General features: G+C 35.8%; 24 protein-coding genes and 1 pseudogene. 13 read left to right on the top strand and 12 right to left on the bottom strand.

The window, feature by feature from the left end:
• Positions 1-18: 18 nt before the first annotated feature.
• Complete coding sequence (locus ACMZ42_RS09110; RefSeq protein WP_415731238.1) at positions 19-357, bottom strand: CHY zinc finger protein; 339 nt, start codon at positions 355-357, stop codon at positions 19-21.
• A gap of 45 nt (positions 358-402) precedes the next feature.
• A pseudogene (locus ACMZ42_RS09105) lies at positions 403-974 on the bottom strand (DinB family protein).
• 491 nt (positions 975-1465) lie between these two features.
• On the opposite strand from ACMZ42_RS09105, the gene ACMZ42_RS09100 reads away from it, so the two are divergent.
• Both ACMZ42_RS09100 and ACMZ42_RS09095 read left to right on the top strand, forming a co-directional pair.
• Entirely contained in the window at positions 1466-1945 is a 480-nt protein-coding gene (locus ACMZ42_RS09100; RefSeq protein ID WP_370078216.1) for a hypothetical protein, read from the top strand.
• A 48-nt stretch (positions 1946-1993) separates the two neighbouring features.
• Positions 1994-2524: a hypothetical protein gene (locus ACMZ42_RS09095; protein ID WP_402869379.1), complete on the top strand. Its 531-nt coding sequence runs from the start codon at positions 1994-1996 to the stop codon at positions 2522-2524.
• A gap of 86 nt (positions 2525-2610) precedes the next feature.
• On the opposite strand, the gene ACMZ42_RS09090 is transcribed toward ACMZ42_RS09095, so the two are convergent.
• From ACMZ42_RS09090 to ACMZ42_RS09070, 5 genes are all read right to left on the bottom strand, one after another.
• Complete coding sequence (locus tag ACMZ42_RS09090) at positions 2611-2817, bottom strand: hypothetical protein (RefSeq protein ID WP_402869377.1); 207 nt, start codon at positions 2815-2817, stop codon at positions 2611-2613.
• 105 nt (positions 2818-2922) lie between these two features.
• On the bottom strand, positions 2923-3189 hold the full coding sequence (locus ACMZ42_RS09085; RefSeq protein ID WP_415731237.1) for a S8 family serine peptidase: 267 nt from the start codon (positions 3187-3189) through the stop codon (positions 2923-2925).
• Positions 3190-3209: 20 nt separating this feature from the next.
• Positions 3210-3512, bottom strand: coding sequence for a hypothetical protein (locus ACMZ42_RS09080; RefSeq protein ID WP_402869374.1), 303 nt, complete (start codon positions 3510-3512; stop codon positions 3210-3212).
• 887 nt (positions 3513-4399) lie between these two features.
• Complete coding sequence (locus ACMZ42_RS09075; RefSeq protein ID WP_415731236.1) at positions 4400-4585, bottom strand: hypothetical protein; 186 nt, start codon at positions 4583-4585, stop codon at positions 4400-4402.
• A 5-nt stretch (positions 4586-4590) separates the two neighbouring features.
• A complete protein-coding gene (locus ACMZ42_RS09070) occupies positions 4591-4764 on the bottom strand; it encodes a YvrJ family protein (protein WP_083227054.1) in 174 nt (57 codons plus the stop codon).
• 210 nt (positions 4765-4974) lie between these two features.
• Here ACMZ42_RS09070 and ACMZ42_RS09065 point away from each other — a divergent pair, with 210 nt between their 5' ends.
• The 3 genes from ACMZ42_RS09065 (at position 4975) to ACMZ42_RS09055 (ending at position 6157) form a co-directional block, all read left to right on the top strand.
• The gene (locus ACMZ42_RS09065; RefSeq protein WP_415731235.1) at positions 4975-5217 is read left to right on the top strand and encodes a glutaredoxin family protein; all 243 of its coding nucleotides are present in this window, start codon (positions 4975-4977) and stop codon (positions 5215-5217) included.
• Between the two features lie 145 nt (positions 5218-5362).
• Positions 5363-5953 (top strand): sigma-70 family RNA polymerase sigma factor, encoded by a 591-nt coding sequence (locus ACMZ42_RS09060; RefSeq protein WP_370078204.1) that lies wholly within the window; start codon positions 5363-5365, stop codon positions 5951-5953.
• Positions 5954-5956: 3 nt separating this feature from the next.
• A complete protein-coding gene (locus ACMZ42_RS09055; RefSeq protein ID WP_370078202.1) occupies positions 5957-6157 on the top strand; it encodes a hypothetical protein in 201 nt (66 codons plus the stop codon).
• Positions 6158-6721: 564 nt separating this feature from the next.
• Here the strand turns inward: ACMZ42_RS09055 and ACMZ42_RS09050 are convergent.
• Entirely contained in the window at positions 6722-7621 is a 900-nt protein-coding gene (locus tag ACMZ42_RS09050; protein ID WP_415731234.1) for a 3-hydroxyacyl-CoA dehydrogenase, read from the bottom strand.
• Between the two features lie 466 nt (positions 7622-8087).
• Positions 8088-8252 (bottom strand): hypothetical protein, encoded by a 165-nt coding sequence (locus tag ACMZ42_RS09045; protein WP_370078198.1) that lies wholly within the window; start codon positions 8250-8252, stop codon positions 8088-8090.
• Between the two features lie 636 nt (positions 8253-8888).
• On the opposite strand from ACMZ42_RS09045, the gene ACMZ42_RS09040 reads away from it, so the two are divergent.
• Positions 8889-9917 (top strand): S-layer homology domain-containing protein, encoded by a 1029-nt coding sequence (locus ACMZ42_RS09040; RefSeq protein ID WP_415731233.1) that lies wholly within the window; start codon positions 8889-8891, stop codon positions 9915-9917.
• Between the two features lie 42 nt (positions 9918-9959).
• Here ACMZ42_RS09040 and ACMZ42_RS09035 read toward each other — a convergent pair whose 3' ends face one another.
• Positions 9960-10646 carry a ZIP family metal transporter gene (locus ACMZ42_RS09035; protein ID WP_402869535.1) on the bottom strand — a complete coding sequence of 229 codons (687 nt, stop codon included), beginning with the start codon at positions 10644-10646 and terminating at the stop codon, positions 9960-9962.
• Positions 10647-10974: 328 nt separating this feature from the next.
• Positions 10975-11655 carry an NUMOD4 domain-containing protein gene (locus ACMZ42_RS09030; protein ID WP_415731232.1) on the bottom strand — a complete coding sequence of 227 codons (681 nt, stop codon included), beginning with the start codon at positions 11653-11655 and terminating at the stop codon, positions 10975-10977.
• 1009 nt (positions 11656-12664) lie between these two features.
• Between ACMZ42_RS09030 and ACMZ42_RS09025 the strand changes: the two genes are divergently transcribed.
• The 5 genes from ACMZ42_RS09025 (at position 12665) to ACMZ42_RS09005 (ending at position 18081) form a co-directional block, all read left to right on the top strand.
• On the top strand, positions 12665-13108 hold the full coding sequence (locus tag ACMZ42_RS09025) for an SACOL1771 family peroxiredoxin (protein ID WP_415731230.1): 444 nt from the start codon (positions 12665-12667) through the stop codon (positions 13106-13108).
• 349 nt (positions 13109-13457) lie between these two features.
• Positions 13458-14096, top strand: coding sequence for a sugar transferase (locus tag ACMZ42_RS09020; RefSeq protein ID WP_370078190.1), 639 nt, complete (start codon positions 13458-13460; stop codon positions 14094-14096).
• A gap of 571 nt (positions 14097-14667) precedes the next feature.
• Positions 14668-16341, top strand: a complete 1674-nt coding sequence (locus ACMZ42_RS09015; RefSeq protein ID WP_415731229.1) for a GNAT family N-acetyltransferase — start codon at positions 14668-14670, stop codon at positions 16339-16341.
• The gene (locus ACMZ42_RS09010) at positions 16322-17068 is read left to right on the top strand and encodes a hypothetical protein (protein WP_370078186.1); all 747 of its coding nucleotides are present in this window, start codon (positions 16322-16324) and stop codon (positions 17066-17068) included. Before ACMZ42_RS09015 ends, ACMZ42_RS09010 begins: the two co-directional genes overlap by 20 nt.
• Positions 17056-18081 carry a polysaccharide deacetylase family protein gene (locus tag ACMZ42_RS09005; RefSeq protein ID WP_415731228.1) on the top strand — a complete coding sequence of 342 codons (1026 nt, stop codon included), beginning with the start codon at positions 17056-17058 and terminating at the stop codon, positions 18079-18081. The genes ACMZ42_RS09010 and ACMZ42_RS09005 overlap by 13 nt, the downstream gene beginning before the upstream one ends.
• Before the next feature lie 122 nt (positions 18082-18203).
• On the opposite strand, the gene ACMZ42_RS09000 is transcribed toward ACMZ42_RS09005, so the two are convergent.
• The gene (locus tag ACMZ42_RS09000; protein WP_415731227.1) at positions 18204-18611 is read right to left on the bottom strand and encodes a DUF6157 family protein; all 408 of its coding nucleotides are present in this window, start codon (positions 18609-18611) and stop codon (positions 18204-18206) included.
• A 544-nt stretch (positions 18612-19155) separates the two neighbouring features.
• Between ACMZ42_RS09000 and ACMZ42_RS08995 the strand changes: the two genes are divergently transcribed.
• A complete protein-coding gene (locus tag ACMZ42_RS08995) occupies positions 19156-20148 on the top strand; it encodes an agmatinase family protein (RefSeq protein ID WP_415731226.1) in 993 nt (330 codons plus the stop codon).
• A 226-nt stretch (positions 20149-20374) separates the two neighbouring features.
• The gene (locus ACMZ42_RS08990; RefSeq protein ID WP_415731225.1) at positions 20375-20923 is read left to right on the top strand and encodes a GNAT family N-acetyltransferase; all 549 of its coding nucleotides are present in this window, start codon (positions 20375-20377) and stop codon (positions 20921-20923) included.
• Positions 20924-21046: the final 123 nt, after the last annotated feature.

The raw sequence follows: 21046 nt of genomic DNA, 5'->3' as shown, positions 1-21046 counted from the left end.
CTTCAAAGGCTGTTCTATTTAGAAAGTACATGTAGGATTATTATTATCTGTCTCAAAGTATATATGAAAATGCTTACTGCAATTTGGGTTAAAAAGTGTATTACAATGCTTACAGTTTGTGCTATCCATATATTCACGAATCGTTAATTCACTTTTACATACGCCACAAAATATTGCCTTTTCATCAAAGTCCTCTTTCTTCCATGGCTGAATTTTATGATTTGAATTTTCCTCATGACATTTATAGCAAGGATAATATTCTCCACAACATTTAAATTTAATTGAAATAGTATCAACCTTATTAAAATAGTGCTTACATCTTCCTTGATCATCAATAACATTTCCTAGAATTTTCATATTTCAAACCTCTTTTCATAAATAAAATCTACTTATTTTTTCGTTTTAAATTAAAACTTTGCTAGAAGCAATCAATCGATTATATTGCTCCTCCATTATTCTTAAATGATGCTTTCGTGAATGGCAAGGAGCTGGATAGATTGAATAAGGTTAGGGTAGTGGGCAATGGGATCTGGAAAGACAATATGCCCGGCAATATCCTCCTCAATATTTTTTACTAATTCTTGCATTGCGCTCGTTTCGTTTACTAGTAATTCTTCGATTTCGTCGCTGCTTAGCGTAAAACGTATTTTTGAGGGAGGCACTAATATACCCGGAGCTCTCATACCTCGTCCTTTTTTGTTTTTATATTCCTCATAAATATCATGTATTTCAGTAGCGTAAGGCTTGTTTCTTCGGATTTTTGCGTAAGGTGTCAGTAGTAAGGAAAACTTTGTTGCTGTTTTAAGCATTTTTAAGATTAGATAAAGATGATAGAAGTGTTCACCGATAGACCATTTTCCTTCATTCTCCCGGTGCCATAGTTGTTCCTGTGAGAGTGAATGAATGCAAGGTAGGTAGTGAGCTCGCTGCTCTTGTAATATATGAAAATGATGCGCCATAGTGTTAGATTTCATAATTTAGAATCTCCTTTATGCTGTCATTTCCATTTTAGTTTAGGGAATTTTGTGGTGAAAGTACATGAAACTGACTTGGTCGGAGATTCCTACGAGCCGAAAAACACTATGAAACCAACAATGTATAAAATATTGTATACATAATAACTAGTGATTCAACTAAAAAGGCAGTAATGACAAGGGTTTGCCCTTTGTCGTTACTGCCTAATTCTAATGATGCGTAAACTCGTTTTGTATGTGAGTGTATAAGGTTTTATGGATTTTCTTCAAGAAAAGTTATAGGGGCAAGGGGGTAGTAGCATGTTTTTGTAACATTAGTAGAACATCTATTTTATAAGCATAGCGAGCGTTCTATAATTTAATCTAAAAATTTTGGTTGCCTATCCGATATGATAATAGAGGTGTTATTGTAAAAAAATACTAACAATAACAATGTTAGGTTTATTTTTGGTAATAATACCCAATTACCTTTACGAAGGAGGATCATTGAAATGAAGTTTACGAAATTCTTTAGTTTTCTGCTTGTAGTAGTAATGATGTTTTCGTTCACAACATCTACAACACTTGCTGCATCATCTTCAAAAACGGTTACTTCTAGGGATACAATGAGTCTAACTCTTGCTCAACAAACAAGTGGAGATTCTAGTGTAGCTACATTTAATTTTTCTGGATTACCATCGGATGCTGTAGTTACTAAAGTGGTAGTTGATGCCAATAGTGGTCTCACATATGGAGGTAACGGAGCAATTGTTTCTAATAGAGTGCATATCAAAAATGATTCTATGGACAATTATACTTCTGCCCCTTGGGGTTCGCTTAATAAAACTGAAATAACTACTGGAGTTATAGGACAACCAGCTGCCGGTACATGGTCTATTTATTATAATGGGACAAATGTAAGTATTTTAGCAGGTAGTTCATGGAAGAAATATTCCTCTCCAAAATTAACTGTTTACTATAACTATGAGTAAATAATAATGTAACTAATTATAATGTTCTCTCAAATATAGGAGGTACAAATGCGATTTCCAACTATAAGTAGTGATGCATTAAAATTGTTAGGTGTTGAAAGTAAATTAACACCTATTTCAATGCCAAGTTTTTCAGGAATAAATGCGATGCCGACAAAATCAGCTCCAGCGATGAGTGAAGAAAAATATAAGGAAGCAATTATTGCACAAGCTAAAAAAGATTTTGAAAATGACAAATTTGGTGGGCATAAAAATTCTTCTTATAGGACATTAAAGAAGAGTTTTGTATCTGTAGCATCACCTGATCGTAAAGGCTCGATAGCACAAATGTTAAGGCAATTACCATTCATGCAGCGTGGAAATGTGAGCTATTTAGAGGTGAAGGATGCGAGGGGGAATATTACTTCTACCTATTCGCCCCATAATGGTTGGCATGCGATTGGTACACGAGAAGAACATCTCCGTGAAAGTGAATTTAATGCGATTTATACAGAAGCTTGGCGCTCATTTAAAGCAGCAAGTCAAAATAATCAAAGTCATATCAGTACATCCAGCGGTTCTATTGATGTGTCCGTTTAATGGAGCTTTTAAAAAGTCAATTTAAAATACCATTATCAAGTAAACCCCTAGAATCTTTTCTAGGGGTTTTGTGTCGTATATAGCTGCTAGCGCTTGCCCGTTTTATTTTTCAGTAGCTTCAAACTCAGGACTATATTGATTATTGATAAAGGGAAAGCTAACCAAAACCCTAAATGACCTAAGCGTTCCATTTGAATGGGTGATTGATTGTAAAAATAATTATAGGTAATACCTAGAACAAGTAAAATTGACAGCACAATATTGGTCGATGCAATTTTATTGTTGCTAGTCATAATTGCCTCCAATCGATCCTTGTATTGATGTATAGTATGCTTGGAATAAAAATCTGCTAAAGAATTTAAACGTCATGGCCTTGATTACATTCCTTAAGTAGTTGCTTATTTCAATTGAATAAAACCATTTCCAACTTGATTGATTGAGAAGTTTTTCAATGGAAGAGCATGCGACAATAAGTAATCATACACATACATAGAAATCAAATGTGGCTCAGTACGATCTATCATCTTTATAATAAGTGCAGCGGCACCAGCAACAAAAGGCGCTACCATAGAGGTTCCGGTCAACTCTACATAATCACTGTTTAAATGTATAGCGCCCCCTGAGTAACAGGTGGGCGCTATTTGACGCTTACAAATGAAATTCATATGAAAAGCAATAAAAGCTGTTACGCATCCGTTGGCTTAATAGATTTAGCTTTCCCTTTTTTTAAAATTCCTAAAAGAAGAAGCACAAGTCCAGTTAAAAATAGAAGTGGAAACATGACCATCATTAGTGCGACCGCCGCAAACCCCTCACCTTCATATCTCCCATACAGAATAGAAACAACCCCTGAGAATAAAGGAGCGATTACTAACATCATAGTTATTCCCCAAATTATATATTTCTTTTTATTCGATTTACCAAGACTTATCATAAAAGCTACTCCTAGTACCAATACTAATCCCAAAGCAACTAATCCAATTCCCAATTTAGACCCTCCCACCCTTCATTTAAATTTAAGCAGATGTTTGAACACCCGCTGACGCTTCGCTTTAAGTACAAAAAATACTTGCTGATAGAAGTTAAATGTCATGGAATTAATTAGAACCTGGATAGATGAGCCAAAGTTAGAAGGTGCTCCGCTTTTTTGTACTATTCTGAATTTGTTTACTACAATGAAAAATTTGTATTTTATTGAACAAGCGCCCCAGTTCAACATTCGATATTAGGATATATATTTACTTTACTTCACTTCCATACAAGAAAAAGCCAGTACAATTAGAACCGTTTTGTTCAACACCAAATACAGTTAATGAATTCTATCGCATTTTACCATAATATACAAGATGTGATTTTTACTTTCTAAGAAAAATAAGGCTTATCACAATAACATGTGGTTGATTTCAGTTCCGACTGGGCGCTTTTCTGAGGCGTTCGATGAGCCGCTTGGGCCTACACGGTAGAACAGTTAGAGTGTTTCTTTATTTTGTTTTGGAAAAAATTAATTTTTAGGACCTATTCGCTCACCTTTTGTTAACCAACTCCAAAACATCTCGAAAAACTTCACCTTTTTTTGTAATAAATAAGGAAGGCCAATAAACAACAAATACAAAAAAGCAAGAACCAACAATCCATTTAATATGCTGTTCATCTGTGTAGCAATAAATATACTAAGGATTATTATAAGAAGATATAGTATAGCTATTCTCTTGTAGGCTATCATAAAATTCCCCTCCTGTTCATACAATCATACATTAATTGGATGAAAGATGTAAGAAAATTGGCAATGGAATATTCCGTTAAAAATTAAAACCCACCAAATAAAATTAGGTTGTCTATAACCTAAATTATTTGGTGGGTTTATTTGTAAAAAGATCATATTTCATTAGTATGCTGACAATATTCACGCAATAAATTAGAAGAAGTACTGGCGTTTTTAATAAGATTTATTAGTAAATCGCATTCTTTTGGAGAAAGACTATCATTAGTTAAGCAATTTGTATAAAATGATTGAATTTCTCTCGCTTTACAGTAACAAGCCAATAATTTTTCAATTTCCATATGGATTACCCTCCTTTTTTGTAATTAAGAGATTTTATAACTTCAGATAACTCCATGATGACAGCTTCTAATTTATCTATTTTCCTTTCAAAGCGAATGAACAGATAGACTGTTATGGCAATAGGAAATCCAAAATTTCCTATTAAGCTAATCCACATGGGAACATTTTCTGGTGTCATAATGTAAATCACCCTCCCTCTTATTCAAAATCCGTGACATCTGCTAGACAGACCCTTACCGCTTGGCTATATCACCAAAATTTTAATTGTAATATGTAAAGAGAATCTTTCTTTAATAAAGACAACCTTCCAGTTGAAAAATATTATTTTGTGCATGGTTTCGTTTTTAATGTTTTAGTTCTCTTTTAGAAAAAAAAGGAGGTCTTTAAGATGAAATATGATATAACGGTATATTCAAGCGAGGAATGTCAATATTGTGTCAGGTTAAAGGAATGGTTAGAAGCAAATAATATTACTTATATTAATAAGGATATTAATGAAGAGCACGTATTAAAGGAGTTTAAGCAATTTAATAGTAGCGCTATCCCATTTACTTTAGTAGTCACTGATAATAAAGCGGAGGAAATTAAAGGTTATCAGCCAGAGAAAATAAAAGCTATTTTAGATAGTTGAAGAAGTTGGATTAAATCACCTTTTTTGTATAAAAGGTGATTTTTTTATTCGCTTTTAAGAACATTTGTTCTTATTTTGGTTTATAATATAGATACTACATTCACTTTATATAGAAAGAGGGCGGATATATAGGAGGGATTATTAAATGGAGAAAGATAATCAAAAAATAGAGGAATTCTTCTATAGAAATAATGAACAGGTAAACAATCCAATTATAAAAAGCTTTTTGTCGGATTCCAAAAATCTTTATTTGGTGCAAAAAGCGATCTTATATCCAACTGATATTAATAAAAAACTCGTTGATGAATCTTTTCAATCTCATTATATAAATGTTAGGAAGATCAAATACGTTAGTAATTTAATTTATTTCTTTAGCTTAGATTTTGATAAAAAAAGGAAAAATCTGCAAAAGCATACTTTATTAATATTAGATAAGGGCTTATCAGAAGAAGGTGGCACGACTGCAAAAGAGCAAGTAGAAGATGCAAGCATTGAAAAGGAACTTGATACTATTGTTGGGGAAGGGCTATTAGACAATATTGAAGATGAACAGCTTTTAAAATCCTTACAAAAACTAACGGTTAGACAGCTTCAAATTTTAGAGATGATTTATGTAAAAGAACTTTCTATAAAAGAAATAGCTCAAACATTACGAACAACTCCACAGAATATATCAAACCTTCACAGGAAGGCTTTAAATAAACTCAATAATACACTCAGAAAAAAGGAGGAATGACTTATGGCAAATTTTGAAAATCAACATAACGAAGAGACTTTAACGATTATAGAGAATTTCATACCTAAAATTAAACATTGTTTGCACAATACAGATTATCAAGAAAGGGAAGACTTGGAGCAAGAAATTAAATTGAAAATTATAGAAAAGCTTGCAACAGTAAAGTTTCAAGATGCGCCTAGTTTTTGGGACTTTTTCTCGTGAACTGTATCCCTAGGTGTCTCGAGTTGGAAGCCTAATTAAGTTCTTGGCAAATCTGATCAGTTTGAGTAAATAGTTCTTGGTAAATCCGATTGTCTCGAGTTAGTGGCAGATCTCTTTCATGTCATACCCGAGCAGGGTGAGGTATAACCTGATCACATTCGTGGCTTATCCAATCAGATTGAGGTACCACCCAATCACATTCGTGGCTTACCTGATCAGATTGGGGTACCACCTGATCACATTCACGGCCAACCCGAGCAGATTAAGTAGCCACCTGATCAAATTCGCAGCCTACCCGAGCAGATTGAGTAGCTACCCGATCACATTCACAGACTACCCGAGCGGTTAGAGTTACTACCTGATCATTTTCACGTCATACCCGATCACATTCGTGGCCAACCCGATCAGATTGAAGTACCACCCCATCACATTCACGGTCTAACCAATCAGATCGAGTAGCTACCCGATCACATTCCTGGCCAACCCGATCACTTCAAATTGCAGACACCTCAAAAAAAACGATGCACATAGCAAAGACACTATGTACATCGTTTTATTGATTAATTAGCCTTTAAGGAAATCAGGTTTTGCGAAGTTTGGGTTTGGATATTTATAGAAACCTTCGCCTGTAGCGCGACCTAGTTTGCCTTTATCGATATACTCTGTTTTTAAGAGATTGGCTAATTTTTTAAAGTTTTCTTCCCCAGTAGCAGCGGCTTTTGCTTCTACAATGTTGAATGCAGTGTTAATGCCGACAATGTCAAGGATGGCGAATGGACCTAGTGGTGCTCCTGTTCCGATCATCCATGTTTTATCGATTGTTTCTGGGTCTGCTACTTCTTTTACTAATAGTGATTCAGCAGCATCTAAAAATGGAACTAGTAAAGAATTCAAAATGTAACCTGGTTGTTCTTTATATAATGGCAGTGGAACCATACCGATTGCACGTGCAAATTCTACGACTTCATCGAACACTTTCATATCAGTGCCTGGGTGTTTCATAATTTCGGCTGTGTTGTTTTTCCAAATCGTATTTGCAAAGTGAAGCGCTATAAACTTCTCTGGACGACCAGTTGCTTCTGCAAATTGGCTTGGTAATAACGTTGATGAGTTTGTCGCAAAGATTGTTTTAGCAGGGGCAACGTTGCCAAGGTTTGTGTAAAATTCTGTTTTAATTTTAACAACTTCAGGAATCGCCTCAATCACAAAATCAGCATTTGCAACCGCTTCCGATAAATCACTATTAAATGATAAACGTGCATATGCAGCATCCACTTCTTCTTGAGTCGCACCTAAATCTTGTTGGTATAACGGTTTTAATTTTGTGATACGATCTTGTGCATTTGTTAATGCCTCATCATTAATATCGTATACCGTTACATTAAATCCTTTAAAAGCTGATTGATAAGCAATTTGACTACCTAGAACACCGCTGCCTGCAACCGTAATATTTTGATAATCCATCCTAAATTCCTCCCTTGAAATTGTTACATTAATATAATTGTTTGGATAGGGTATGCATCCCTTATTACAACTCCATACTACTTCTTTCGATATTGAAAAATCAAATGAAAGCCTCGATTATTATAATGATATAAAGAATCTGCGCTGGATTAATTCCCCGAAAGTAAAAAAACGTCACCCGAGAGAGTGACATTTAATTTTCAATAGCTGCTAATACTTTGTCCATTTGACGCTCATTATATTTTATTGCATTGCTATTAGTAGATTCGAGTCCCTTAAAAGTATAATTAGAATTTTGATAAAACCCAAAGACGAAATCGTTAATAGGTGTTTCTTCTTCTCCATTGTATCTATTCACTACATATGCCTTAAATATATTTCCTAGCATATATTCATCATTTTGTACATTTGCAAAATATTTTTTGTTCTTATATTCGGCTATAATGTAATCCTCGAATTCTTTGATTTAAGCCTTTGTTGCCGGATATTTTTTAGCGAAGGCATCAACTGTATCGAGCTTCTTAGAAGGAGTGCTATTAAAAGAAGCAACCTTTTCAACTTTATCCTGCCAAGTTGCATCTTCTGTTGAGTCTACTTTAGCTGCGGGTTTTTCCTTATATGTAATAGCCACATCTGATTTATTTGCTTAAGATTTAGGTGAAATATCCAAATGGGCCAACGTACAAAAAATGATAATGATAATGGGAATCGCGGTTAATTTCAGCATTTTTAGTGCTTTAATTCGATCCAACTTTATGAAATTGAATACTGCAAGAATAAGAAAGACAATCGCTATAATGATACTGATTAGAGTTATAAGTTGTAATATATTTACCAAGTTTATCAAATATTTTAATATATAGAATAAAATAGAACTATACTTAGCATTGAATTTTTTTCCACGCAAAGAAAATCCCTTGATTATTTCGCATGATTGGGTGTTAACCACCTACTTTATACCTACTAAAGAATAAATGGGTATACTAATTTTCCTAGATAAATAAAAAGAGACATAAAGCATATTTATGATATGGTGTTTATTCTAAACGAAGAATAATTGTACATTACGTTTGATTTATTGAAAAAAGTACATGATACATTGTAGAAATTAAGTAATTTATCCCCTTAGATTCTGTGGAGATTTAGTAATTTTTTACGTTGGGGGATATAGGACTTTCTTATAATTTTGAATAATTTACATATTTTTATAGATTTACTAACGGTTGTTTTAGTACACTGAATTTATGAATTGAAAGGGGCAAGTATAATGAAAAAGACGTTTTTAGCTGGCGCGCTTAGTATTGCATGTTTTACAGGAGGTTTTGGATTACAAGCAAATGCTCAAGAAACTGTAGATGTTTCTAGCATTATCCACCCAAAACATGCTGTTGCAGCGACTAAACAAGCGCAATCGATGACATACCAAGATCTTTATAAAACACTAGTAATCTCTAAATTAGCCTATGAAGATAAAGAGATGACATTAGTAACGACGAAAAATAATATGACATTAAAGATTTCGTTACAAGGACTATTGAAAACTACTGAAATGAGTGCACAAGAACAAAAAGAATTTAAAGAGGTTTTCGGTGACTCTATTCAAATGAGATTTACTCCATCTGGAAATGCATTTAAGGCGGAAGTTTATGCTGAAGGGAAATGGCAAGCTTTAGCTGATGAGGATTTGAATGATTTTATTGGATCAATTCAAGAAGAGGATTTTGACTTAAAACCAGGTGGTTACTTCACGGATACTATTGGGCATTGGGCAGAGGGACATATCCAATTATTGTTCCAATTAGACATTATTAATGGTACATCTGCTACAACATTTAATCCAAATGGACAAGTAACACGCGGACAATTAGCTACTATGATTTTCCGTGCTTCAGGATTAGATGTGAAGGAAGATTATGAAGGTCCTGCTACATATAAAGATTTGGCAAAATACCCGGGCGCGAAAGAAGTAGCGATTTTAGAGGAATATGGCCTAATCGATATTTTTGATGGTGCTAATTTTGAGCCGTATAAACCTGTTACACGTGAGGAAATGGCATTTGTAACAGCAAGTTACTTAGAAGCAATGGAATTTGATGTAAGCAAGGTTAGCAAAAATAACCCATTTGCAGACAAAAACCAAATGCGTAAGGAAACTGTTGAATCAATCGGATTATTAAAGCAATTAGGTGTGATTGATGGAGCTAACGGTCAATTTAATCCAAAAGGTAATCTGTCACGTGCACAGTTCGCTAAAATCTTATCACTAACAATAATGTTAATTAGTGATGATGAATAATTAAAAGAAGAAGCAATCCACAATATTGGGTGGATTGCTTTTTTATTCGACTAGCATATGAAATACATGACTTAATAAATATCCTAATAAAATATACGCTATAAAGGATTTTCGTGATACTGAACGAATATGATGCAAAATAAATTCTGAAATACTGGCTGTTGCTATTAACCCAATCGATACGCCCATTAGTACTCCTTGTGCCTTATCAGATAACTCCCAATATTGGCCAATCTGTATAAAAATACTAAAGAAAATCGAGAATGCTACAAAATACATAAAGAGTCTCCATAGCCTTTCTCCTTGTGATAGTAATGCTGTTGATAGTGCAAAGCCTTCTGGTAGATGATGTAGAATAATGGAAGCTGTTATGGCAATACTTAATGCGGATTTCCCTAGTAACTGTCCAACAGTAAGACTCATTGGAATAGTATGGATGATTATAGCGATTGCAAGTAGTGATACAGAGGGGTTTTGTGTATGGGAAGTGTGAAATAAACTATTAAGTATTTCAAACATTAAATAGCCCATCAAAATTCCAAGTAAAAGGCCCATTGATTTGTACATGTGAAAAGAAGAAGGAATAACGTCTACTACAAGTATGCCAACTAAAAATCCTCCACTTAGTAATGATAATCCATGAGTTGTATGCTGGAATAGCCTAGAGAATACCCAAGCTAGAGCTCCTCCTATGCTAGCACTAAAAAAAAGAAAACCACCAAGTATCATTGCACTCAACTGCAAATCCTCCACCCTATATATTCTTTAAGCTGTTTTAAAAAATATATGCTAAGTAGAAACGAATATGATAGTCGTAAGTTTTAGAAAAGGTCCATTGTATGAATTACTAAAAAGTAAGAGGTTATTTTATCGATAAATCTATTTTTGGGGGTTTTATTATCGAAATCTGTGTGATCAAACTGGAATAGATATCAATCGCAAATTATGGTAGGTTCCTTACTATAATTTAAAAATCCCCAGCGTCAATGCAACGACGCGGGGGATTTTTATAAATCAATTATGCTTCTGCAAAATTCTGTGACACTCATTAAAAGAGTTAAAAGTGTATACCTGGTTTATCGCTTAGCTTGCAGCCTGTACCATATTTCGCTTTTAAAGCACCTTTAAAATTAGTTTGTTCAAGTTCAGGGTATGCCTGTTTCCAAAGTTCAAATACATTGTGACTTGAAGCAGTACCCTCTTTTGTTAGTCGAACAATATGGAAACCATATTCATCGTTGCATCGAGCTAATGGACGATTTTCACGCACTGTAATGATCCGACCGCTCGCTGTAACATCATATAAGCCCTCGTAACCTGAAATAGCACGTCTTTCTTCATCGAAATCAGCTGTTTTCGTTACTTTTTCTTTTTTTGCTTCTTTGACTTCGTTCTCTTCTACAGATTTAGCAGCTTCTTTAATTTCAGCTTTTTCTGCAGGCTCAACTACTTCTTTGACTTCATCTTTCTCTACAGATTCAGCCTCTTCTTTATTTGGAGTTGAAAGCTGTTCCACAATGACGAAATCCTTGTTAGAAGCTTTGTCGCTCATTGTCGCCATGATGTTCATAATAGAACCTACATAACGTACAGGTTTATCTTTGCCTTCTTCAAATACAAAAATATTATATTCGGTTTTATTTATTTTTTTCATAATAATATTTCCTGTTTTAATAGTAAAACCGATAAATTTGTTCTTTTTAAGTGCTTGTATTGCTTGTTGCTTTGTTAAAATCATTTTTTAAATCTCCTAAAGAATTGTTTTTTCTATTTTACCATAAAATCAGATTTCCTGTTTTTCTTAAATATTGGATGTTTCATTATTGCTCTGATAATACTTTATGCTGAGGGAAGAATTGCGTTTATCGCTATAGCGTGAGGGTGATTTCCGTTCCGGCTGGGCGCATTGTTGCTGACGCTTCGCTTTCGCTACAGAAAACATTTGTTGCTGACGCTTCGCTCTCGCGCAGAGCAGAGCTTCCTGGGGGCGTACGATGATCCCCGAGCTTGGTTAGCGGCGGAATTTCAAGTTTTAGCGGCGTTCCTTGCTTGGTTAGCGGCGGAATTTCGAGTTTTAGCGGCGTTCTTCCTTTGGTTAGCGGCGCAACTCACACTTTTAGCGGCGAATTCCAACATAAGCAGGACAATTTGACAAAACTAAAGTCAGAGTTGAAAAACTTTGTATAGAATTTTACACAATATTAAGGACTTGACGATCCTCAAGGAGTCGCCCACCCTCCATTTTCATAAACTTACTTTAAAAATATAGAATCTTTCGAAGGGAGAAATTGGGTTGTGCGTAGAATCGTTCAAGTAACCTTGCAAACTGATTGGGCAGGTAATAGAATTGGTCGGGTAACAAGAAAAGTGATCGGGTAACCCCAAAAAGTGATCGGGTAGAGTGAATAACTGCTCAGGTAACCCCAAAAAGTGATCGGGTAGAGCAAAGAACTGCTCGGGTACCCCCGAAAAGTGATCGGGTAGAGTGAATAACTGCTCAGGTAACCCCAAAAAGTGATCGGGTAGAGCAAAGAACTGCTCAGGTAACCCCGAAAAGTGATCGGGTAGAGTGAATAACTGCTCGGGTAACCCCGAAAAGTGATCGGGTAGAGCGAAGAACTGCTCAGGTAACCTCGAAAAGTGATCGGGTAGAGCAAAGAACTGCTCGGATACCCCTGAAAACTGCTCTGGTCCCAAGGGTAAGCGCTCTAACTCGTACTCAACAAAATCAAAAGGAGGATTTATTTATGGTTCAACATTTATTTACTATGAATTTAAAATGGTCGGAGGGGAGAAATGGGACGGGTAATATTGTTGCAGACAATCTACATACGAAAATTTCTATTCCTCGAGAAATGAATGGACCGGGGATAGGGACAAATCCTGATGAAATGCTGCTTGGAGCGGCAGCAACCTGCTATTTAATTACACTGGCTACATTACTTGAAAATTCGAAGATTGCTGTGTTGGAGTTGTCTATGCAAGCTGAAGGTTTTGTTGATGTCACGAACGGTGTTTTTACTTATGAGAAAATCGTACATAAGCCAAAAATTGTTGTACAAAATTTATCTGAGCGAGAACAAAAAAGAATTAATCGATTAGCTGAGAAGGCAGAACAAACATGTATGATTAGTAAGGCATTAAAAGGAAATGTTCAAATTACATGCGAAGTACAGATTATACAAGGTTAAAAAGGAACATCTCCATTAATGGCTGAATATAATAATATGAGGAGTTATTCAAAAATGATTTTGAAATAACTCCTTTTTTTAATTTTTAAATGTATGCATTTTAGTAGGCAGATTGGAGTGGAGACTGGGCGACTCATTGACTGTCGTTTAACTGTCGCTTCGCTTTCGCACAATAAACACTGTTGCCCCCTGACATCCTCAAGAAAACGTCTAGTCGGAACGGGAATCAACCCATGTTCTGGTGATGTCATCTTTTTCTACATATTATTATGAAATTGCTTTTTCAAAGTTCTATAAATGTCTCAAATGAATATATAAAGTTAAGTGGTAAAAAAATGCAAAGGATGATGTGTTGCACGAGCAGTCAGCTCAGACTATTAAATTTTATAGTCAGTACGGGAAAAGAATTTTTGATATTGGGGGGGCACTCTTATTACTTTTCATTACCATCCCTCTTATGTTAGTAGTATTCCTCGTTTTACTTATTAGCACAGGCCGTCCTGTTTTTTTTAAACAAATCCGTACCGGACAGGATCATCAGCGCTTTGTTATTTGGAAGCTACGGACAATGACTATACAAGCAGTTCCTGTGAATATGCCTACTTTGTGTGCAGACGGAATTCCGGATGATTATTTTTTTAAAACTGAACAGGATGCACGAATCACAAGAGTTGGGGCCGTTCTTCGGAAGTTCAGTATTGATGAAATTCCGCAGCTCATTAATGTCTTAAAAGGAGATATGAGTATTGTTGGACCACGACCTGAAGTTCCAACCATCACAAATGCTTATAACACTTTACAGGCACGGCGTTTAGAAGTAAAGCCAGGTATAACTGGGCTTGCTCAAATTAACGGCCGCTCTAATATTTCACACGGGCAAAAAATTTCATATGATCTAGAATACGTTGATCGTCATTCCTTTTGGATGGATTTTAAAATTATCATCAAAACACTTTACGTAGTTTTAGCGAGAACAGGTGCTTATTAAAAATTAAGGAGTGCTAGGTTCTGAAGATCACTCTGCTTATAACACGGTATGGATGAGATTGGAGGAGCGTAAAAGCATGTAGAGGCACTTGCCGTAAAATTAAAGCAAGATAATTACGAGGTAACTATGGTAACAGGCTTTTATGATCCGTCAATCGCGAGCTTGCATTAACGAAAAAATTGCTCCTGCACATAAAATGCAGACGATTCATAATGGCATCTACTAAATATAGAAGCGAGTAGCACCAATTAAAGAGAATAAGGAGCATCCATTAATCGTGATGGTTGCTCGTTTTAAAGTGCCAAAAAGACAGGATTTATTGCTAGAGGCCTTAGCGAAGCTTTCTGACGTACCTTGTAGGTGATGGCTCACTGGGCCCTAGAGAATGGATTTTTAATTAATCGAGATGATAAAGATCTACTAAATAAAAGGCTTAAACAATTATTAATGGATGAGAGTTTACGTCAAAAAATGAACGCTTTTTAAGAAAGTTAACGTTTCTACCTGTATCAGAAAACTCTGTTTATCTACGAACAGGCTGTATTAAAATCGGCTAAGAAAGGTGATTAATTTGCAATTAATTCGCATTCGAACTGATGATGAGCTTATGTGGTACAAGGATATTTGGGATGAAATTTTAGCAGCGGAGGACAATGATAATCCATTTATAGAATTTGCTTGGTTTTATAACTGGTGGCAAATTGTTGGGCGAAGAGAGCGTGTTGAGCTCTATGCTGTTGAAGAAAATGGTTCTATCATTGCCTTTTTCCCCTTTTTAGTTCGACTTCGATGGGGAATACGAATTTATGCCTTTGCGGGAGAAAATATTGCGAATTATTCAGGTGTTGTGGCGAAAAAAGAATGGCTGTTGCTCGCTACGACTTTTGTGTTTGATCAGCTCATTGAAAAGTATAAACATCTACTATTTTCGCTTCATGGATTATTGGAAAGCAAAGACTCTACAAAGGTCATTGAGCAATATTTTGTTGAAAGGCAGTTACGTCCGAGTATTTTTCGTGTAGTGACCCCGTATCTTGCCTTTCGCGATGTAGATTTTCCTAACTATTACAATCAACGTGAAAACATGCATGGTGTGGATAGAAGAGAACGGAAGCTGCGTAAATTAGGTTCGTTAACGAGGAAAATACCTTCACAGGACGAGCTTTGGCAAATGTTTAGATTATTTAATCGACGATGGGCTAATAAAATAGATACAAGTGATTTTACGAAAGGTAAGAAAAAGGACTTTTTTGAACGGTTAACGCTTCTTAAAGGGGAGGCATTGCAAGTTGAGGTAGACGCACTTGTTTTTGAAGACCAATGGATTGCCTTCACCTACGGAATTTGCTGTCGTGGACGTTATGTAACTTACGCACTTGCACATGAGCCAACATTTAATATATTTGGGCCGGATAGATTAGTGAATCAGGGAACGATCAAGCGATCCTATTCTGATAACTATCGCTTGTTCGATATGAGTATTGGCTATGAGCCGTATAAGTTCGATTGGCGCTCTAATATTGATTTTACAAGACGTATGCTTGTAAGCAGTGGCACGAAGCGAGCGAAACTATTGGCGAGTTGTTATACGCTGAAGGAACGATTCAAGGAGTTTTTTAAAGGCAATCATCGTGTCGTGGAATGGAAACGCAATACTCTAGGTCAATTACGTTATTTAGTAAAGTATGGGAAAGTAAAAAATTGGCTAGAATATGGACAACTGTTCGTAGAAAAATTTATTCGTTTTAAGCAAGTGGATTTGTATGAATTATCCCCATCAGATAATGTTACACCGCAACAACCTGTAGGAGATTTGTTTGAGGAGTTGTCAATGCAGGAAGCGATGCAACTCGAAAAGGAAGAGATTATTTCTCTATTTTATAAGGGATACACTATTTACAAAGATTCTTATGCAGAAACGAATAAGCCTGCGTTTGCGTTACATGCGGTGAACTGGCGTGTAGATGAATTGCAAATTGTTGAAGAATTGCCAAAGCAGACATATTTTTTAACCTATGATGTTTATAAAAATATCGATATTATCACAGCTTTTTTCCAAAAAATGAAACCTGCACAAACACTTTGGGTTACTGCAAGCTTTTGGCAATGGCGAAAGCGTAAACGATTATTGCAGCTAGGCTATAAACGTATTTCTCGAATGAAACATTTTAAATGTGCTCGTTACGGGCGAAATCATGTAGAAAAATACACAGAGAGTGGGGGCGATGTTCATTCTGTCCATTAAAAGTAAGCGATGGAATATCGCAATGCAGCATTTTTATTTTGTAGAGAAGCCAGCCAATGTTAGAAAATCAATGAAGGTTATTGGATATACAAATTCACTTGTACCAAGCCGTAAGCTTGTAAAAAGTGAAACCGTTCATATTCACCTTACAGATAGTGAGTCATCATTGTATCTTGCTCTTTCGGAAAGTAATCGAAAAATTCTTCGTCGTGCACAAAAAGAGTCCTATCAAGTTTTTATTTATAAAGAACCATCAGATGAAAATTTACGAGCCTTTCAACAGTTTTATAATAACTTCGCAAAAAGAAAAAAACTCGAGCTAATTAGTAAGTCTCAAATGGAAGCTATTACGCTTTTAAAAAATAAAGGGGCACTATGGTTGTCTGAGATTCGCAGTTTTTGTGGACAAACACTATGCTATAGACTCGATATTATATACGCTAAAAAAGCGATGTCCTATTATGTAGCGACTTGTCATTCACAATCAATGCCAGAACATTTAATAAGACCAATTCGTTATGCAAATCGTTTCTTACTGTGGCACAATTTATTGCATTTAAAGGAGCAAGGCTTTGTTTTATATGATATGGGGAAGCTGACAGATGATCAAAATGTTCGTGCATTTAAGCTAGGCTTCGGTGGACAAGTCGTCGATGTATACTCTGGTTACATTACCCAATCCAAAATACGTGCACTGTTACTGGGCGTGCAAAAATGGAGGAAGTAGCAATTGAAGTAAATCGTGGAGGTCTTGTCATATCATTGGATTTTGAGCTAAATTGGGGTGTCCACGATGTATTTAAGCACGGACAATACAATAAAAATTTATATGGCGTCCGTGAAGCATTGCCTAAAATACTAGAGTTGTTTGAACAGTATGGCATTCATGCGACTTGGGCAACAGTGGGTCTATTGTTTGCAGAAACAAAAGCTGAAATGGCTCATTACTTAAGAGGTATTCCAATAAAATATAAAAACATGCGCTACGCAGCACATACACAACTTGCAAAAGTAGGCGAAAATGAGCAAGAGGACCTTTTGCATTTTGGCAAATCCTTAATTGAGAAGATTAAACGTACACCACATCAAGAAATAGGCAGTCATACATTTTCACATTTTTACTGTTTAGAAAATGGACAAACTGAAGCGGATTTTCGTGCAGATTTACATGCTACTGCCATGATTTGTGAAGAAAATATCGGACCGATGAAATCGATTGTCTTTCCGCGTAATCAAGTGAATGAAGCATATTTTTCAGCATGTAAGGAAGTAGGATTTGTATGCTATCGAGGAAATGAAAAACATCCGTTGTACGATCCTCAAAAATTTACGAAGAAAGGTCGACTATTAGGTGCGAAAAAATGGCTGGATAGCTATGTTAATGTAACGGGGAATCATCTAGTAACGCTAGAAGAAATGCAAAAGGATTCCTTTATTAACATTCGTTCAAGTGCATTTTTAAGACCCTATTGTAGCCCTTTACGATTTTTTGAAGGCTTAAAAGTCCAACGTATAAAAGAGGGAATGCAAGCAGCTGCACGGTCTAAAGCTTTTTATCATTTATGGTGGCACCCTCATAATTTTGGCAAGAATATCGAAAAAAATTTAGCTATGCTTGAGGAACTTTTACAGTATTATCAGGAATTGCATAAGCAATATAACTTTCAAAGTTATACGATGTACGAGGTTGCAGTGCTTTGCCAAACTTTATCCCGCAAAAGTCCGATAGGTGAAGAATAATTCTCAGTAAGAAAACCAAAAAAGTAGCAAACTAGAAGATTACCTAGTTCGCTACTTTTTTTATTGGGGTAATGCCGAGGCATAATGATCTCGAGGCGATAAAAGAGTCGTTATTTCTCTCGTTATTTACCGCTCCGTTTAGAACGCATACCTTTTAATAAAGTGATATTATCCGAATTGAGAAATTGCTCATACACTTCACTATTAACATCATATATTGCAAGCTTTCCTTCATCATCGTAGTGTATTCCCCACCCATATTTCTTTACCAATGAAGAAGCTCTAAAACACGCTTTAGGTTTTTGGAGAAAATGTTTTCTTAATTCATCTAATGGATCTGATTTAATTTGGTTTTTAATCAAATAAGTTTGAAATTGTACTTCTTCCTGAGTGTATTTGTAAGGGTTATTACTGATTAAGTCATATTCGATCGAAGCTATAGTAGGTTTGTTATTTCTTGGGAGAGGTGTAATAGCTGAATCAACTTCCGAATCCTCTGAAATTTTAATAAAAGTATTTTTATAACTCATTAAATCAATCCTTCCTGTAACCATTTACTTTCGTTAGCTTAATAAAAATTCGATGAAATGCACTTACCACCCATTGTTTTTAGGGTGTTGATTTTGAACCTCTATGGTGTCCTGTTAATTATTTCTACATCCGACCTCTGTTATCCTATTATTCCCATGAAAAAAACTAATATAGATGAGGTGAAACGGTGCAACTTTGTTATAAACGTATAACTTTCCGGTACATCTTTCTTACAAATACACATATGGAGAATTTTTCAGAAATTAAGAGGGAAAATACCGAGCTTTGACGAAATTGTATGTACTAATGGTACTATTATTGTGGAAGATAAATTCACTAGGTATATTTCAGTAAACAATAAATTACATAGGGTAATTGACTTCGATTTGGCTCATCACCAAAAGTCGGGATGACAAAACGTTTGTCACGTGAATAAGTTGATATCCGTTCCGACTCGACGCCGCAGGAAAGCGCACAGCCGGAACGGAAATCAACCCTACGTTATGATAGTTATAGAAAAATAGCATGAAGGTGGTCGGTTAAATGTTTATTCAACCAGAATGGCAGTATAAGCAAGAGAATGGTTCAGCTATGCATCAATGGGTGAAGCAAAAAGAAAATCCACTTCCAAATGATGTAGATATTATTTTGTATGGTGCTTTATTATCGTATGCTAGTAAATCATCCAAAAAGGCACTGTATCCAACAGCATTTCGAAAGGCTTGGCCAAGCTTTCAATCCTATAATTTAGATGAGCAAGTAGATTTGCGCTCGTTGGCAGTCGTTGATGTAGGCGATGTGGCCATCCACGAGACGGATAGAATGCTTTCTGAGTCAGCTATAGAAGCTGCAGCAGAAAGTTTAAGCACCGCTTATTCTAAAAGTTTCACGTGTCTTATAGGTGGAGATCATGCGATTACAGCTTGCTCTCTTAGAGGAATAAAGAATGCTTTTCCAAAGGATCGCATAGGGATTATTCAAATTGATACGCATTTGGATGCTCGGAATCAGGAGGAAATTGGCTTAGCTATGGATTCTCCAATACAGCAGCTCATTGCAGCAGGCGTTGTAGAGGGGAAACATGTTTATAATGTCGGGTTACACGGCTTTTTTAATTCACCAGAAATGATTCACTACGCGAAAGAACAAGGAATACATATGATTACGTTAAAGCAAATGCGCCGTGACGGCATACAATTAACGATTCGTGAAATGCTTCGTCAGCTTATGTATGAGGTAGATCGTATTTATGTATCTGTAGATTTGGATGTGCTTGATATTACATTCGCCCCAGATGTACCTGCTGCAACACCAGGTGGATTAACAGCCTATGAATTATTTGATATTCTAAAGCTCCTTGGAGAAAATGAAGGGGTCCGCCATATTGACTTTGTCTATGCCGATCCAAAGGAGGGGGACCTACGCCCGGAAACTGTGAAGATGGGCGTGACAGCATTTTTGCAATGGCTAACAGGTATTCGACTGGATTACCGCAATCGTATTCAAAAAAATAACGTCCAAGGTGTAAGTAAATAATCAAGTAAAAGTAGATTTCTCACGCAGGTCGTGGAGTTACCTCTATATGTGATGCAATCAACTTAAAATTTTATTGCATATAAAAAGCGATCGTTTTGCATAAAGATTGACCAAAACGATAGCTTTTTTAAGTAACTCTTTTTTATAGGCTCTGTTAAGCATATTGTTGACTTCTGAAGCTTTGCTATATGTATGTTGATACAATTTAATACAAGGGGGAGCAAATATGGTTATAAAATTAGAATCCGAGCGTCTATGTATAGAACCCTTTACTAGTGATGACGCATTCAGAATTAAAGAATTGGCTAATGACAAGAGATTAGCAGATATTCTTGGGCTTCCGCACCCATATGAATTGAAGTTCGCACAAGATTGGATTGAGGTGCAGCCAGAACTTATAAAACTGGGAGTCGAATACCCTTTAGGAATTGTTTCTAAAAAATCAAGAGAAATTGTAGGTACGATTACTTTAAGAATTGATAAGGTCAACAATAGAGGTGAACTTGGCTATTGGATTGGTCAGGACTATTTGGGGAAAGGTTTTGCAACCGAAGCTGTAAATAGAATGATTCATTTTGGTTTTACCGAACTAGGTCTCAACAAAATTTGGGCATCTGCCATTTCTAGAAACAAATCATCGACTAGGGTGTTAGAAAAGTGTGGATTACGCAAAGAAGGAACACTAAGACAAAATAGACTTTTATTAGATACATATGAAGACGTTGATGTTTATGGACTTTTAAAGACAGAATACACCGCCTCGGCTCTCAAATAAAATTGGCAGTGTGATGACAAAAGGAAGCCCCGTAGAAGAGTATGTCACGGAATTATGCTGAGGCATAATTAAAGTTTAGTGTACTGCATAAAATTAACACTATGCTATATATTGTAGATGTTC

Source organism: Lysinibacillus sp. NPDC056185 (assembly GCF_047737915.1).
Classification (GTDB): domain Bacteria; phylum Bacillota; class Bacilli; order Bacillales_A; family Planococcaceae; genus Lysinibacillus.
This window is presented reverse-complemented; position numbering and strand designations above follow the sequence as displayed.

Excerpts from the sequence above, each read along its gene's own strand:
- ACMZ42_RS09110 (WP_415731238.1), bottom strand. The coding sequence starts at position 357 with ATGAAAATTCTAGGAAATGTTATTGATGATCAAGGAAGATGTAAGCAC.
- ACMZ42_RS09075 (WP_415731236.1), bottom strand. The coding sequence starts at position 4,585 with ATGGAAATTGAAAAATTATTGGCTTGTTACTGTAAAGCGAGAGAAATT.
- ACMZ42_RS09055 (WP_370078202.1), top strand. The coding sequence starts at position 5,957 with ATGGCAAATTTTGAAAATCAACATAACGAAGAGACTTTAACGATTATA.
- ACMZ42_RS09040 (WP_415731233.1), top strand. The coding sequence starts at position 8,889 with ATGAAAAAGACGTTTTTAGCTGGCGCGCTTAGTATTGCATGTTTTACA.
- ACMZ42_RS09025 (WP_415731230.1), top strand. The coding sequence starts at position 12,665 with ATGGTTCAACATTTATTTACTATGAATTTAAAATGGTCGGAGGGGAGA.
- ACMZ42_RS09005 (WP_415731228.1), top strand. The coding sequence starts at position 17,056 with ATGGAGGAAGTAGCAATTGAAGTAAATCGTGGAGGTCTTGTCATATCA.
- ACMZ42_RS09090 (WP_402869377.1), bottom strand. The coding sequence starts at position 2,817 with ATGACTAGCAACAATAAAATTGCATCGACCAATATTGTGCTGTCAATT.
- ACMZ42_RS09030 (WP_415731232.1), bottom strand. The coding sequence starts at position 11,655 with ATGATTTTAACAAAGCAACAAGCAATACAAGCACTTAAAAAGAACAAA.
- ACMZ42_RS09050 (WP_415731234.1), bottom strand. The coding sequence starts at position 7,621 with ATGGATTATCAAAATATTACGGTTGCAGGCAGCGGTGTTCTAGGTAGT.
- ACMZ42_RS09000 (WP_415731227.1), bottom strand. The coding sequence starts at position 18,611 with ATGAGTTATAAAAATACTTTTATTAAAATTTCAGAGGATTCGGAAGTT.
- ACMZ42_RS09100 (WP_370078216.1), top strand. The coding sequence starts at position 1,466 with ATGAAGTTTACGAAATTCTTTAGTTTTCTGCTTGTAGTAGTAATGATG.
- ACMZ42_RS09095 (WP_402869379.1), top strand. The coding sequence starts at position 1,994 with ATGCGATTTCCAACTATAAGTAGTGATGCATTAAAATTGTTAGGTGTT.
- ACMZ42_RS09035 (WP_402869535.1), bottom strand. The coding sequence starts at position 10,646 with ATGATACTTGGTGGTTTTCTTTTTTTTAGTGCTAGCATAGGAGGAGCT.
- ACMZ42_RS09010 (WP_370078186.1), top strand. The coding sequence starts at position 16,322 with ATGTTCATTCTGTCCATTAAAAGTAAGCGATGGAATATCGCAATGCAG.
- ACMZ42_RS08990 (WP_415731225.1), top strand. The coding sequence starts at position 20,375 with ATGGTTATAAAATTAGAATCCGAGCGTCTATGTATAGAACCCTTTACT.
- ACMZ42_RS09060 (WP_370078204.1), top strand. The coding sequence starts at position 5,363 with ATGGAGAAAGATAATCAAAAAATAGAGGAATTCTTCTATAGAAATAAT.
- ACMZ42_RS09085 (WP_415731237.1), bottom strand. The coding sequence starts at position 3,189 with ATGAATTTCATTTGTAAGCGTCAAATAGCGCCCACCTGTTACTCAGGG.
- ACMZ42_RS09070 (WP_083227054.1), bottom strand. The coding sequence starts at position 4,764 with ATGACACCAGAAAATGTTCCCATGTGGATTAGCTTAATAGGAAATTTT.
- ACMZ42_RS09065 (WP_415731235.1), top strand. The coding sequence starts at position 4,975 with ATGAAATATGATATAACGGTATATTCAAGCGAGGAATGTCAATATTGT.
- ACMZ42_RS08995 (WP_415731226.1), top strand. The coding sequence starts at position 19,156 with ATGTTTATTCAACCAGAATGGCAGTATAAGCAAGAGAATGGTTCAGCT.